The organism is Jatrophihabitans sp. (genome assembly GCA_036399055.1).
GTDB lineage: Bacteria > Actinomycetota > Actinomycetes > Mycobacteriales > Jatrophihabitantaceae > Jatrophihabitans_A.
Genome location: DASWNX010000006.1, coordinates 1 through 12,680, shown reverse-complemented (window position 1 = coordinate 12,680; position 12,680 = coordinate 1). Strand labels below are relative to the sequence as shown.

Here is a 12,680-nt window from a genome sequence, read left to right as displayed (position 1 = left end):
GTCTCCAAGCAGGAGCTTGACATGACTCTCACCACTGACCGGCCTGACCGGATCGCCAACGACATCGGGCTCAAGACGTCCAAGGGCGGCGCGAGCGAGGCAGAGAAGGGCAAAGGCAAAGGCAAGGGCAAGGAAACCGGCAAGAAGAAGTCCAAGAAGACGAAGATCATCATCCTGGCCGTCGTGTTCCTGGTGCTCGGCGCGCTGGCGAAGTTCACCGTGCTGGCGCCCTCGGCGCCGGCCCATGACGCCAAACCGGTGCCGGGTGTCATGGTGCCGATGGAGGAGATGACGCTCAACCTCGCGGGCGGGCACTACCTGCGCATCAAGCTCGCCCTGCAGACCGTGCACGGCGCGCCCGAGGAGCTGGACACCGCCGAGGCCGCTCAGGCGGTGATCGAGCAGTTCAGTGACCGCACGACCGTCGAGTTGACCGGCGACGCCGCGCGGCACAAGGCCAAGGTGGCGCTGCTGGCCAAGCTGCAGAAGATCTATCCCGAGCAGCTCATGGACGTCATCTACACGGAGTACTACATGCAGTAGACCCTGTCGCCGGCTCGTCTTGCTTTCCGTCGGCCTGGCCTCGCCAGCCCCGGAAAGATCTCACCCGATCGCAGTTCCTCAGGTCTGCTCCGTGTCGGCCGAACATTGTTCATGTGGCAATGACTCCTTCGGCGCATATCGCCCCGGTTCGCAGGCTGGTCCGGCGACCCGCCGAGGGCCAGGACGAGTCCGGGGTGCTGCTGTATGACTTCAAGCGCCCGACCAAGCTGTCGCGCGACCACGTCCGGGCGTTGCAGATGTGCTACGAGACCTACGCCCGGCGGGTCACCACGCTGCTCACCAGCGGCCTGCGCCAGCTCTGCCAGGTGAACCTGGTCGCGATCGAGCACCAGAGCTACGAGGAGTACATCGCCACCCTGTCGCCCACCACGATCCTGTCGGTGCTGGACATGGGGCCGCTGCCAGGGACCGCGCTGTTCGAGTTCTCGGTGCCGACCGCGCTGGCCTGCGTCGACTACATGCTGGGCGGCCCGGGTGGCGAGCAGCCGACCCGGCAGCTCACCGACCTCGAGAGCGGCCTGCTGCGCAACCTCATCGAGCAGATGCTGTCGGTGCTGCGCTACGCCATCGAACCCACCATCGGGCTGGACCCGGTGCTGCGGAGCATCGAGTTCAACCCGCAATTCGTGCAGGCCGCCGGCGCCTCGGACGGCGTCATCGTCGGGTCCTTCCAGATGCGGATCGGCAACCAGGTGTGCGTCTCGACGTTGTGCATCCCGTTCGCCTCGCTGCTGCCGCGCCTTCAGGTCGGCAAGGAAGGCCGCGCCCAGACCGCCGCCGAGCGCGATTCGCAGCAGCTGGCCGCCCAACATGTCCGGGCCGCGCTGGGCAACGTGCCGGTCGAGGTCGCCCTCAGCTTCCACCCGGTGCAACTGACCCCGGAGGAGATCGTCCGGCTGGAGCCTGGCGACGTGCTCAACCTCAGACACCGAGTCACCACCCCGCTGGTCGTGCAGTCCGGCGGCATCACCTTCGCCCACGCGCTTGCCGGACGGCAGGGCAGCCGGCTTGCCGGCCTGGTCGTCGGCAACGACAGGAAGAACAACCCGTGACCCAAACCATGGCAACCAGCGACCTCGTCCGCCAGGCGGCTCAGGCCGCGCTGGCAAACCTGCCGATCTCGGACCCCTTGCAGCTCGGTGAGCCGACGAGCGACCCCGCTCAGGTTCGCTTCGACGGCATCGCGGTGACCGCGCGGTTCACCGGCACCCGCAGCGGTGACGTGCTGATCGCGGTGGAACGCGCGCTGACCGACGCGCTGCAGAACTCCCCGCTCGGCGCCCTCGACGTCTCGGCGGCACTGGCCCCGGCGCTGGCCGCCGCGGCGGAGTCCGCCGGGCCGGTGGTGACCGGCCCCGGCCAGCCGCTGGAGTCGGCCACGGCGCTGGCCGCGCTGCTCGGCAAGCCGGGCGCCTGGGTGGTTCCGCTCCTGCATCAAGGCGTGGTGCGTGCCCTGATAGGCATCGTGGTCACCGTGGAGCCCGCACCCGCCACGCTCAACACCCCGCACTACCCGAGCCAGGAAGAGCTTCGGGCCGGCGCCACGGCCACTCGGCCTGCGCCCAGGACCGCCATTCGCAACGGCCTGGACCTGCTGCGCGACGTCAACATGGACGTCACCGCGCAGATCGGCAGCACCCGGATGACGATCAGCGAGCTGCTGGCCCTCAACGAAGGCGCGGTGGTCGAGCTCGACCGGGCCGCCGGCGCCCCTGCTGACCTGCTGGTCAACGGCCATCTGATCGCCCGCGGCGAGGTCGTGGTGATCGATGAGAACTTCGCTCTGCGGATCACTGAGATCGTCTCCGACGAGACGGTGCCCCCGCTGTCGTGAACACCGTCGCCGTCATCGGCCGGATGCTGCTCGCCCTGGTGCTGGTGCTGGGCTTGATGTGGCTCCTGGCGCGCTGGGCTCGCAAGCCCATGGGCGTCGGCAAAGCCGATCGAGTCATGACAGTGCTGGCCAGGCAGCAGCTCAGCCGGACCTCGTCGGTCACCGTCCTGCGGGTCATGGATCGGGCACTGGTGCTCGGCGTCACCGAGCAGGGCGTTCAGCTGATCGGCGAGACCGAGCTCTCAGCCGTCGAGGAGGCGCTGGCCACCGAGCCCAGCCGTGGCCGGCCCTGGTCGTCCAAGCAGCTCGCCCAGGCCGAGGCGCTGGACGCCGATGACGCCGCGGAGTCACCGCTGGATCAAGCGCTGCGGCCGGCGAGCCGGCGGCACGGCGCGACTGCCCTGGACGGCTCGGTGCTCTCGCCCAAGACCTGGCGCCAGCTGGTCAGCGCCGCTCGTGAGCTGACGGTCCGGCGATGAGAAGGCTGCTGGTGCTGTTGGCGCTGGCCATCGGGTTGCTCGGCTCCGCCTTGCTGGCAGGCGCGGGACAGGCCGCCGCCAGCGCGCCGGTGACGACGGGCAAGCACAGCACCGCGGCTGTGACCGCTGCCGCGCTGCCCGCGCTGACCCCAGGCGGGGTCCGGCTGAGCGTCCCCAAGCTGGCGCCGGTCGGCCCGGACGGGCCCAAGGGCACGATCAACCTCGACATCAACCCCAAGCCCAGCACCTCGGTCAGCGTCCTGGTGCTGCTGACGCTGCTGTCGGTCGCGCCGTCGATCCTGCTGCTGATGACCAGCTTCACCAAGATCTTCGTGGTGCTCAGCCTGACCCGCAACGCCCTCGGCCTGAGCGGGGTCCCGCCGAATCAGGTGCTGGCCGGGATGTCACTGTTCCTCAGCCTGTTCATCATGAGCCCGGTCGTGAAGAAGGTGAACACGCAGGGGGTCCAGCCCTACCTGAACAACACCAAGAGCCAGTCGACGGCGTTCAAGGACGGCATGGCGCCGATCCGGGACTTCATGCTGCAGCACACCCGCTCGGAAGAGATCGCGCTGATGTTGCGGGCCGGAAAGCTGCCCAACCCTCCGACGCCTGACAAGCTGGAGCTCACCACGCTGATACCGGCGTTCGTGCTCTCCGAGCTGCGCTCGGCGATGATCATCGGCTTCGTGGTCTACATCCCGTTCCTGATCATCGACATGGTCGTCTCGTCCTCGCTGATGTCGCTGGGCATGATGATGCTCCCGCCGGTCTCAGTGTCGCTGCCCTTCAAGCTGCTGCTGTTCGTGCTGGTGGACGGATGGGGCCTGATCATCAACGCCCTCGTCACCAGCTACTCCACTTAGCTGCTCCCTCAGCAGTCCCAGACGGGTAGACAGCCAACCGATGAGCCGAGAGGAGAAGCCGCGTGACCGACACCGCCATCGTGCACCTGGGCCTGCAGTCGATGCTGATCGCCTTTCAGCTCGCGGCCCCGACGCTGCTGACCGCGCTGCTGGTGGGTTTCGGCATCTCGCTGTTCCAGTCGGCGACTCAGATCCAGGAGTTCACCCTGTCCTTCGTGCCGAAGGCGATAGCAGTCGGCATCGCGCTGCTGCTGTCGGGTAGCTGGATGATGCATTCCATGGTGACCTTCACCGAGCAGCTGTTCAGCCAGATCCCCGACCTGATCGGCTGAGCCCCGGCATGAGCATCGAGCTGGGCACCGCGAGCATCGTCACGGTGTTGCTCGCCTCGATCCGGATCACGGCCTGGCTGGCGATCGCACCGCCCTTCGCGACCGGTGGGGTGCCCCGCCGGGTGCGGTTGATGCTCGCCGTGGGGCTGGCCCTGGCGGTGTCCAACACCGCCCGCGCGCACGCCCCGGCTGCCGAGCTCGGCCCGCTGGTCACCAGCGCCGTCCACCAGGTGCTCATCGGAGCTGCGCTGGGGTTTCTCACCCGGCTGCTGTTCAGCGCGATCGAGGCCGCCGGCGCGCTGATCGACCTGACCGGCGGTTTTTCCCTCGCCTTCGCCTATGACCCGCTGTCGGCCTCGACGACCTCGGTGTTCGGCAAGTTCTACGGCTTGCTGGCGACCACCCTGATCTTCGCGACCAACGCGCACCTGGTCATCCTGCAGGGCTTCCTGCGGACGTTCACCTCGCTGCCGTTGGACGCCACGATGTCCCTGGCGCATCTGGACGAGGAGCTGGTGCGCGGGGTGACGGCGATGTTCGTGGCCGCGCTGCAGATCGCGGCGCCGCTGATCGCGGTGCTGTTCCTGGCCGATGTCGCCCTGGGCCTGCTCAGCCGGATCTCGCCGCAGCTCAACGTCTTCCAGATCAGCTTTCCGCTGAAGATCATGCTGACCCTGGGGCTGGTCGGGCTCACCTTCACCACGATGCCGCGGATCGTCACCGAGCTCGGCAACTCGGCCGCCACCCTGATGATGCGGATCGGGACGGCCAGCTGATGGCGGGCAAACCGGCGGGTGAGAAGACCGAGAAGGCCACTCCGCGCAAGCTGAAGAAGGCCCGCAAGGACGGCCAGGTCGGGCACACCCCCGAGGTCGGCTCGTGGTTGAGCGTGCTAGTGGCGAGCTTCGTGATTCCCGCGGTGGGCAGCTCGTTGATGGACAACGCCCGTAGATGCTTCGTTCAGATCGTCTCGATCATCAACACCCCCGACACCGGCAGGGCCCTCGCGCTGACCCGCCAGGCCCTGATCGACGCGGTGCTGGGCACCGCGCCGCTGGCTTTGCTGATCCTGCTGACCTCGGTGGCCTCGGCCGCGGTGCAGGGCGGCATCTGGGTGGCGCCGAAGCTGTGGGCGCCGAAGTTCTCGCGGTTGAACCCGCTCAGCGGCTTCAAGCGGATGTTCGGCCCGCAGGGGGTCTGGCAGCTGCTCAAGTCGCTCGCCAAGCTGGCGGTGCTCTCAGCGGTCACCTACTACTCGGTGCGCAAGCTGGTGCCCGCGCTGATGTCGGCCGGGTCGCTGCCGCTGGGGGTGGTCGTCGACACCACGATCGACGCAGCGCTGCGATTGGTGCGGATGGGCGCCGCCGCCGGGTTGCTGCTGGCTTTCGTCGACATCGCGGTGGTGCGCAAGCGCAACAACAAGCAGCTGAAGATGACCAAGCACGAGGTCAAGGAGGAGATGAAGAGCAGCGAGGGCGACCCGATGCTGCGTGGCGCGCAGCGCTCGCGCGCGCTGGCCATCAGCCGTAACCGGATGATGGCTGACATCCCGACCGCCGATGTGATCATCCTCAACCCGACACACCTGGCAGTGGCCCTGCGCTATGACCCCGCACGCGGCGCCCCGCGGGTGGTGGCCAAGGGAGGCGACCATGTCGCGGCCCGCATCCGTGAGCTGGCCGAGCGCAGCCGGGTGCCGATGGTGCAGGACGTCGCGCTGGCCCGCACCCTCTACCAGACCTGTGAGATCGGCCAGGAGATACCGGCGGACCTCTACCAGGGGGTGGCGACCGTGCTGGCGTTCGTGATGCGCCTCAAGCGGCGGGGATCGGCAGCCGGCACCCACCGGATGCAACCGGTCTGAGAGCCGAAGCGCGCCGGCGGGCCGGCGAGGCGCCGGCCGCAGGGGATGTGACCGCGTGCTACCAGCGGTTGGGGTCGTTGCGGATCACGAACTTACGAAAGAAGACACCGGTGCCCCCGCACAGTTCACCGTCGCGGCGCATGAAATGCACCAGGTCGCTGGCGTCCGCCGGCGTGAACGTCTGGTTGCACCGATCACAGCATGCCTCGCTGAGATCGGCGTCCAGCCGCTTCCGGTTGGACTCTGACATCGGTATCTCCCTCGCCCGTGCTTCCACTTACCACCGACTACATCGGCCCGTCAGGGTTCGGGATTAGCCCTTCCACAGCCGGGCTCAGGTCAAGATCGCCGATGCCGATAGAACTCATGCCAGGACGGCGACAAGCCGCGGACCACGGACCGGTCCGCACAGATCTTCCAGATAGCTGACCTTGTCGCCGCGATGAGCTTGTAGGTGTGCGTGAAACCCAAAGGGTTGAGTAAGTTGGCGGTGCCGGTCGGCGTCGTCGCGGTCATCTTGATGATGGTCGTGCCGGTCCCCGCCGGAGTGCTTGACTTCTTGATCGCCCTGAACATCACCGGCGCGCTGCTGATCGTCCTGGTCAGCATGTACGTCGAGCGGCCCCTTGACTTCTCCAGCTTTCCCTCGCTGCTGCTGGTGGCCACCCTGTTCCGGCTGGCCCTCAACATCTCCGCCACCCGTGCGGTGCTCGGCGACGGCTACGCCGGCGAGGTGATCAACGCTTTCGGGCACTTCGTGATCGGCGGCTCGCTGGTCATCGGCCTGGTGATCTTCTCGATCCTGCTGGTGATCCAGTTCATCGTCATCACCAACGGCGCCGGCCGGGTGGCCGAGGTCGGCGCCAGGTTCACCCTGGACGCGATGCCGGGCAAGCAGATGGCTATCGACGCCGACCTGAACTCAGGCCTGATCGATGAGGACGAAGCGCGTCGCCGCCGGATCGAGGTCGCCTCCGAGGCTGACTTCTACGGCTCGATGGACGGCGCGTCGAAGTTCGTCAAGGGCGACGCCATCGCCGCGATCATCATCACCGTGATCAACCTGGTCGGCGGCATCGCGATCGGCATCCTGTCCGAGCACATGCCGATCGGCGAGGCGGTGTCCAAGTACAGCCTGCTCAGCGTCGGCGACGGGCTCGTCTCCCAGATCCCGGCGCTGCTCCTGTCGGTGGCGACCGGCCTGATCGTGACCAGGGCAAGCGGTTCCAGCGACCTGGGCACCGTGGTAGCCGCTCAGTTGGGCGGCCAGCAACGGGCGATGCAGATCGCCGGCGCCGCCGCGGTGGCGCTGTGCCTGGTGCCCGGGCTGCCCAAGCTGCCGTTCCTGGTGGTGGGTGGCGGGCTGCTGATCATGTCGCGGCGGATCGCGGCGACCACCAAGGCCGAGGCCGAGGTGTTGCGTGGTCCGGCCGCCGCGCCCACCGCTCCGGCGCTGGACAGCCCCGAGGCCATCCTCGACGACCTGGCGGTCGACCCGCTGGAGTTGGCGCTGTCCTCGGACATGATCACCCTCGTCGACGGAATCGGCGCCGACCTGCTGGACCGGGTCCGCGCGCTGCGCCGCAAGCTGGCGATGGAGTTGGGCGTGGTCATGCCGCCCGTGCGCACCAGAGACAACTTCGACCTGCCGCCTTCGACCTATGCGATCAAGCTCAACGGCGTCGAAGTGGCGCGTGGCCAGGCGCCGGCCGGCACCGTGCTGGCGATCGGCGACGGCCTGGAGAACCTGCCCGGCACCGCCGGCTCAGAGCCGGTGTTCGGCCTGGCCGGCAAGTGGATCGGCATCGAGCTGCGCGGCCAGGCAGAGCTGCTCGGCGCCACCGTGGTCGACCGCTCGTCGGTGATCATCACCCACCTGTCAGAAGTGGTCCGCACTCATGCCAGCCGACTGCTCGGACGTGAGGAGGTCGCGGCGCTGACCAAGTCGCTCAGGCGCAGTCACCCGGTCGTGGTGGAGGACCTGACCCCGGCGATGTTGAGCCTGGGAGAGATCCAGCGGGTGCTGCACGGCCTGCTGGAAGAAGGCGTCTCCATCCGTGACCTGGTCCGGATCTTCGAGGCCCTGTCGCTGGCGGCCAAGGCCGGCACCGAGCCCGACCGCCTGATCGAGGCCGCCAGGTTGGCGCTGGCCCCGGCGATCACGGCCGCGCAGACCGTCGGCGGCACCCTCTCGGTGATGATGCTCGACGCCCGCATGCAGCAGAGCCTGCTGGAGTCGGTCCGGCCCTCTGACACCGGCATCCAGTTGCTGCCCGGCCCGGAGCTGGTCGAGGCGCTGGTCACCGACACCGCCCGCCAGTACCAGCTGATGCTCGAGCGGGGTATCCGCCCGGTGCTGGTGTGCGCGCCGCAGATTCGGTTGCCGCTACGCCGACTGCTCGCCTCGACAGCCCCGGACCTGCCGGTGCTGTCCTATTCCGAGGTCTCAAGCAATGCCGCAATCGTTGACACAGTGGGGGTGATCGCCAATGCCAGAACCGTTGGTGTGTGAGGACTCGGACCTGCGACGGTTGCTGGACACGGTGCACAGCCAGCCGGGCGCGCAGATCCTGTATCAGGACCAGGTGCGGCGCGGCGGGGTGTTCGGCTTCTTCGCCCGTGAGGTGCACCGGGTCGCCTACCGGGTCACAGCCGGCGCCGACTCGGCTGTCGAGGAGGTCGCCGCCGTCTCTGGCGCCCAGCCGGCTGTCGCCGACGAGCCGGCCGCTGAGTTGCCGGAGCTGGGGGACCTGCTCGCCTCGGTGGAGGCGTTGGAGAGCGCCGACCAGCATCGGACGGCTGAATCGGCGCCGCTGCCGCAGCAGTCACCGCCACCCCATGACTTCGCCGAGCTGCTGCGCGCGCTGACCGATGGCGAGCCGCGCGACGGCGAGCCGGTGGACGCTGAGCCGACGCACGGCGCTGAGCCGACGCACGGCGCTGAGCCGACGCTCGGAGCTGAGCCGACGCTCGGTGGCGGCCAGATCTTCCAGGCCGCGGGCGCCGCCGCCGACCTCCCCGGCCGGCTGTCATCGGTGCCGCTGGACGCCCCGCCCGCGACTGATCCGCAGCAGGCTTCCAGGGGCAACGTGACCGCCTTCGGACGGCCCGATGCCCGGGCCCGCCTGGACATGCTGATGCAGTTACGCCAGGTCGGCGTTCCGGTGTCGGTGAACCCGCGGCCCGACACCCACAGCCTGTACGAGGCGCTGGAGAACATCCTCGAGGACTTGCCCGCGCCGGCCTTGCCGCCCCGAGGCGCTGGCGAGGTGCTGGCCGTGGTCGGCGAGTCCGGACCTGCGCTGCAGGCCGCGCGCACGTGCGCGGCGATGCTGCGGATTCCGCGTGACAGCATCGGGGTGGCTGGCCTGCCCGAGCACACCAGCGGCGAGCTGGACTACCCGCGGATCAGCGGTCGGCAGGAAGCGCTGCGGCTGCGTGCCGACTCGAGCCGGGCGGACTTGCCGTCAGTCGTGGTGATCGCCACTGACGCGACCGAGGCCGGCTCGGATGACCCGTGGGCCGCTGAGATGCTGGCCGCGTTGCGTCCGACGGCGGTCTGGGCGGTGGTGGACGCGCGCTGGAAGACCGAGGACAGCCGGGCGCAGCTGGACCGGCTGGGCCAAGTAGACGCCCTGGTGGTGCACTCGGCCCACTTGAGCGCCAGCCCGGCCTCGGTGTGGGACCTGGACCTGCCGCTGGGCCTGCTCGACGGCCGAGCGGCGAGCACGTTCGCCTGGACCGGGTTGCTGTTCGGACTGCTGCGCGTCGGCGCCCGACACCGGGCAAGCGCATGAGGCGGGTCGACTCGGCTGGCTCGTTAGCCACCGGACCGAGCAGCTCGCCGGACAGGGGCCGCTGACATGTTGCGTCCAGCCGTGCTAGGTCTGGCCTTGCTGTTGAGCACTCCGGCGCTGTGGGCTGCGTTCGCCGCTGGTTCGATGGGGATCACCGCGGCGCTGATCCGGTTCCTGATCGCGGTGCCGGTGGCCGCGCTGATGCTGGCGCTGCTGCAGCTGGTGACAGCGAGCTACACCCGCCAGGCGCACCGGCGAAAAGTGGCCGCGGCGCTCGGCGTCAGCGTCGAGGGACGCGCCCAGCAAGCCGCTGAGCACTGACCCGCACCGGCGCCAGCACTGGCCACCGGCGGTCCTGCCTGAAGCCGACGACAGCCAGCGCACCCACGGGGGGTGGAGTGCGCGGGCTGTCTTAGCCCCCGTCGAGGCCACGGGTGATTCTGCACGTACCGGGTGGCTTCGTAAAGCTCCGGACTGTCTTTGCCTCGAATGCGAGCGGTATCGCTGTCGGCGCAGGCCCGTCAGCCGTCACAGGCCCCATCGATTAGTCGCGCTGGCAAGCCATCCGCGTGCCTTCTGCTGGATGTCAGCGATGCTTTCCTCCGCCGGCGCCACTGAGATCGAGTTGATCACCTCGCGGAAATCCAGATAACCGGGTGGGTTGGCTGCCGGTCGACCCTCCTGCATGCGCCAGGTGTCGCGCAGCTGGTCCAGGGCCTGAAAAGCGTCAGCCTGAACGCGCTGACGAGCGGTTCCAGCCACCCCCGGGCCTGGGGCGTGGCTCGAGGCTGCGGCGGCGGGTGCCAGCGACAGCCCAGACGAGGGCGACGGCGCAGGCGAGGGCGACAGCGCAGGCGAGGGCGACAGCGACAGCCCAGACGAAAGCGACGGCGACGGCGCAGAAGCCGCCGAGGACGATGGAGCGAGCGCGGACGGTGAACTCGGCAGGTGCATCAGCACCGGCGGTGAGCTGAGCCCCACGAGTGCCAGCTGCGCCAGGCTTGAAAGCTGAGTCATCGGTGGCGCAGGCGGCCAAGAGGAGCCCAGCGACGGCGCCCCCGACAGCGACGGCGCCCCCGACAGCGACGCGGCGGGTGACGAAGCAGTGAACGAGGGCGTAGCAGTGAACGAGGGCGCAGCGGCGGAGGAAGGCAAAGCGGCGGAGGAAGGCGAGGCGGCGGGTGGAGCTGCGGCTGACATCGCGGCTGCTGCGCCACCGGCTGGCCCGCGAGGGCGGCGCCGCGGCGGGCGCCCGAACATGCTGCTCGAACGGGTGAACGGCACCCGGGAACTGGAGTAGAAGCCCAGGCCGAGGTCGTCTGAGATGAGTTCTCGCCGATGGCTGGCCTCCTCGCCGATCGGCGTCGAAGAACTCACGTAGCTGCCGGTGACGGTGTCCATCGATTGGCTGATGGCATCGAGCACGGCGCGCGGATCGGCAGTGGAGCGCACCAGCGCGGTCAGGCCGGTGGTGGCGTCGAGGATCGCTTGCGCGTAGGGGGCGATCCGGCCGCGATAGCGTGGGATGTCCAAGCCATGTCCAGCATGCTGGTTCGCCTCTGCCTGGCCGAAGACCAGGTTGTTGCTCGCCTGCGCCAGCAGGGTGGTCAGCTTGCCGAAGGCGCCGGTGGTCAGCGCGGTCGTCAGCGCCGTGTCGACCTTGGCCTGGGTGCCCGGGTTTTCCCCGACCAGGGCTCTGATCCAGGCGCGGAACGGTCGATCATCGGCGGCGGGGTTGGCGACCAGGTACGGCACGATCGCGGTGACCAGCCGGGCGATGCTGAAGTTGGAGATGAAGTGATCGCGGTTGATGCCCGCTTCGGCGAGGTTGCCGCTGCCGTCCTGAGTGGCCGTCAGGTACTCCACGGTGCGCTTGCCGGCCTGGGTCTGGGCATCGCGGGCCATCTCCGGAGTCAGCCGGGCTGGCATGGACGCGTGCTTGTAGCGGGGATCACCGGTCCGGGGTGGCCTGACCAGGCCGTCGAAGGCCGCGAGGGTGAACGCCGGGGCCGCCCGGCTCTCCAGGGGAGCGGGCCGGGGCCGCTTGGCGAGCTCACGTGAGTCCGGATCGGCCTCGGCGGTAGCCGAGGAAGCGGCAGCCATTGACGACGCGGCAGTCGATGAGGCGCCAGAGGCGGCCGAGGACGGCGCGGCCGCCGGCGCCGCCCCGCCCGCCAGCGCGCCGGGCCCGCCGCCGACGTTGGGATAGAGCAGGCCGTCACCCCCGCTGCGCCAGGGACGCTGGTCGGCAGGCAGGTGGGTATGGCCGTGGTCGCGGGAGTACCACCCGGTGGGTGCGTCGGTAGCCGGGTCGACCTGCTCCCACAGCCGAACCTCGCCACGGCTGCGTTTCTTCGACCAGGCCCGCCGGATGACCGTCGGTCCGGCGTGGCCCTCGGCATGCCGCTCGGCCATCCGGCGCAGGGCCGGGACCGCAGGGATGCGCGGCGGTGGATGGTCATGGGAGAGCAGCACCCTGGACTGGAGCGGGGTGGCCTGCCGCTGAGCGGGATCGCCATGGACCAGGCCCGCCAGCGCGGGCACGCCGGTCGGCTCACCGGCCCAGCGTGGCGCGGCCGGTTCGACGGAGGCGGTCACGGGTGCGCTGTCGCGTTCGGGCCGCTTGCCCCGCTGCGGTTCAGTCACCCGCGCTCCCATCTCGATGTCAGGCGTCACCTTAGTGCTGGCGCCGGTGGTGCGCCGGTGGGCGCAGAGTTCGGGCCAGGCGCCGATTCGGCGCCTGGCCCGGACTGCCTTGCGGTGTTACTGGATCACGTGCTGTGTTACTGGATCACTGGTGTCGCTGGTGTCGCTGGTTCACTGCGTCGTTCGGTGATCAGCTCAGGGTGAGTGAGGTGTCATCGATGACGAAGGAGGTCTGCAGTGAGGAGTCCTCGACGCCGGAGAAGCTGACCGTGATGGTCTGGCCCGCCAGCGAGGAGAC

At 69.1% G+C, this 12,680-nt stretch carries 13 protein-coding genes; 11 read left to right on the top strand and 2 right to left on the bottom strand.

Translation table 11 applies throughout. The features are described 5' to 3' along the window. Nucleotides 1–21: 21 nt before the first annotated feature. The 8 genes from VGB75_01985 to VGB75_01950 all read left to right on the top strand — a co-directional run bounded on the left by VGB75_01985 (nt 22) and on the right by VGB75_01950 (nt 5,939). Entirely contained in the window at nt 22–543 is a 522-nt protein-coding gene (locus VGB75_01985; GenBank protein ID HEY0165788.1) for a flagellar basal body-associated FliL family protein, read from the top strand. Nucleotides 544–662: 119 nt separating this feature from the next. Continuing rightward, nucleotides 663–1,616: a flagellar motor switch protein FliM gene (locus tag VGB75_01980; protein ID HEY0165787.1), complete on the top strand. Its 954-nt coding sequence runs from the start codon at nt 663–665 to the stop codon at nt 1,614–1,616. Continuing rightward, nucleotides 1,613–2,398 (top strand): flagellar motor switch protein FliN, encoded by a 786-nt coding sequence (gene fliN, locus VGB75_01975; protein HEY0165786.1) that lies wholly within the window; start codon nt 1,613–1,615, stop codon nt 2,396–2,398. Before VGB75_01980 ends, fliN begins: the two co-directional genes overlap by 4 nt. Continuing rightward, complete coding sequence (locus tag VGB75_01970) at nt 2,395–2,877, top strand: flagellar biosynthetic protein FliO (protein ID HEY0165785.1); 483 nt, start codon at nt 2,395–2,397, stop codon at nt 2,875–2,877. Before fliN ends, VGB75_01970 begins: the two co-directional genes overlap by 4 nt. Continuing rightward, nucleotides 2,874–3,743 carry a flagellar type III secretion system pore protein FliP gene (gene fliP / locus VGB75_01965; GenBank protein ID HEY0165784.1) on the top strand — a complete coding sequence of 290 codons (870 nt, stop codon included), beginning with the start codon at nt 2,874–2,876 and terminating at the stop codon, nt 3,741–3,743. Before VGB75_01970 ends, fliP begins: the two co-directional genes overlap by 4 nt. A gap of 62 nt (nt 3,744–3,805) precedes the next feature. Then, nucleotides 3,806–4,075: a flagellar biosynthesis protein FliQ gene (gene fliQ / locus VGB75_01960; protein ID HEY0165783.1), complete on the top strand. Its 270-nt coding sequence runs from the start codon at nt 3,806–3,808 to the stop codon at nt 4,073–4,075. A gap of 8 nt (nt 4,076–4,083) precedes the next feature. Beyond that, nucleotides 4,084–4,851 (top strand): flagellar biosynthetic protein FliR, encoded by a 768-nt coding sequence (gene fliR / locus VGB75_01955; protein HEY0165782.1) that lies wholly within the window; start codon nt 4,084–4,086, stop codon nt 4,849–4,851. Continuing rightward, nucleotides 4,851–5,939, top strand: a complete 1,089-nt coding sequence (locus VGB75_01950; GenBank protein HEY0165781.1) for an EscU/YscU/HrcU family type III secretion system export apparatus switch protein — start codon at nt 4,851–4,853, stop codon at nt 5,937–5,939. The genes fliR and VGB75_01950 overlap by 1 nt, the downstream gene beginning before the upstream one ends. A 58-nt stretch (nt 5,940–5,997) precedes the next feature. Here the strand turns inward: VGB75_01950 and VGB75_01945 are convergent, their stop codons facing one another. Continuing rightward, complete coding sequence (locus VGB75_01945) at nt 5,998–6,189, bottom strand: hypothetical protein (GenBank protein HEY0165780.1); 192 nt, start codon at nt 6,187–6,189, stop codon at nt 5,998–6,000. 240 nt (nt 6,190–6,429) lie between these two features. Here VGB75_01945 and flhA point away from each other — a divergent pair, with 240 nt between their 5' ends. The 3 genes from flhA to VGB75_01930 all read left to right on the top strand — a co-directional run bounded on the left by flhA (nt 6,430) and on the right by VGB75_01930 (nt 10,057). Continuing rightward, nucleotides 6,430–8,451, top strand: a complete 2,022-nt coding sequence (gene flhA / locus VGB75_01940; GenBank protein HEY0165779.1) for a flagellar biosynthesis protein FlhA — start codon at nt 6,430–6,432, stop codon at nt 8,449–8,451. After that, entirely contained in the window at nt 8,429–9,736 is a 1,308-nt protein-coding gene (locus VGB75_01935) for a hypothetical protein (GenBank protein ID HEY0165778.1), read from the top strand. The genes flhA and VGB75_01935 overlap by 23 nt, the downstream gene beginning before the upstream one ends. A gap of 66 nt (nt 9,737–9,802) precedes the next feature. Then, on the top strand, nt 9,803–10,057 hold the full coding sequence (locus VGB75_01930) for a hypothetical protein (GenBank protein HEY0165777.1): 255 nt from the start codon (nt 9,803–9,805) through the stop codon (nt 10,055–10,057). Nucleotides 10,058–10,264: 207 nt separating this feature from the next. Here VGB75_01930 and VGB75_01925 read toward each other — a convergent pair whose 3' ends face one another. Next, on the bottom strand, nt 10,265–12,382 hold the full coding sequence (locus tag VGB75_01925; protein ID HEY0165776.1) for a hypothetical protein: 2,118 nt from the start codon (nt 12,380–12,382) through the stop codon (nt 10,265–10,267). Nucleotides 12,383–12,680: the final 298 nt, after the last annotated feature.

What these genes read in the sequence shown, in the direction of transcription:
- VGB75_01935 (HEY0165778.1), top strand. Translation starts at nt 8,429, where the DNA reads ATGCCAGAACCGTTGGTGTGTGAGGACTCGGACCTGCGACGGTTGCTG.
- fliR (HEY0165782.1), top strand. Translation starts at nt 4,084, where the DNA reads ATGAGCATCGAGCTGGGCACCGCGAGCATCGTCACGGTGTTGCTCGCC.
- fliP (HEY0165784.1), top strand. Translation starts at nt 2,874, where the DNA reads ATGAGAAGGCTGCTGGTGCTGTTGGCGCTGGCCATCGGGTTGCTCGGC.
- VGB75_01985 (HEY0165788.1), top strand. Translation starts at nt 22, where the DNA reads ATGACTCTCACCACTGACCGGCCTGACCGGATCGCCAACGACATCGGG.
- VGB75_01930 (HEY0165777.1), top strand. Translation starts at nt 9,803, where the DNA reads ATGTTGCGTCCAGCCGTGCTAGGTCTGGCCTTGCTGTTGAGCACTCCG.
- VGB75_01945 (HEY0165780.1), bottom strand. Translation starts at nt 6,189, where the DNA reads ATGTCAGAGTCCAACCGGAAGCGGCTGGACGCCGATCTCAGCGAGGCA.
- VGB75_01950 (HEY0165781.1), top strand. Translation starts at nt 4,851, where the DNA reads ATGGCGGGCAAACCGGCGGGTGAGAAGACCGAGAAGGCCACTCCGCGC.
- VGB75_01980 (HEY0165787.1), top strand. Translation starts at nt 663, where the DNA reads ATGACTCCTTCGGCGCATATCGCCCCGGTTCGCAGGCTGGTCCGGCGA.